This window comes from Polaromonas sp. P1_G2 (genome assembly GCF_056405515.1).
Genome location: NZ_JBFUBY010001045.1, coordinates 1 through 475 on the forward strand (window position 1 = coordinate 1; position 475 = coordinate 475).

The following is a 475-nucleotide window of genomic DNA, read 5'->3' on the forward strand; positions in this document are numbered from 1 at the left end:
GGCCGGCAATGCTGAGCAGCAGGAGCAGCGCGAGTGCCGAGAGCCGCGGCGCACTGGCGTAAATTCCGCCGAGGCCGGCAACATCGAGACTGCCACAGGCCCGGCCGATCATCCCGGCGAGAAAATAGAGCGCAGTCATGACCATCATCGAATGCAGCATGTAGAATATCGCGGCGGAAACAGGCACTTCCCCGCCCAGCGCCAATCCAGCCAGCATGACGCCAATGCCGGCGATCACCCAGTAGCCGAGCATGCGGCGGAGATCCGAGACGCCGATGGCGCCAAAACCGCCAGTCAACATGGTGAGGATGGCGACGATGCCGATCACAGGCCCAAGACGCTCCGCCTCGACCGGCATCAGCATCAGGAGTATGCGCAGCATGGCATAGATGCCGACCTTGGTCAGCAGACCGGCAAACAGCGCCGAAACGGTGGTGGCGGGGGTGTGATAGGCTGCGGGCAGCCAGAAATTCAC

The 475-nt window shown here is 63.2% G+C and carries 1 protein-coding gene; it reads right to left on the reverse strand.

Features of this window, described 5'->3' with window-relative positions; translation table 11 throughout:
• On the reverse strand, nucleotides 1-475 hold a 475-nt coding region (locus tag AC1D0P_RS28980), incomplete at both ends, for a proton-conducting transporter transmembrane domain-containing protein (protein ID WP_477679891.1).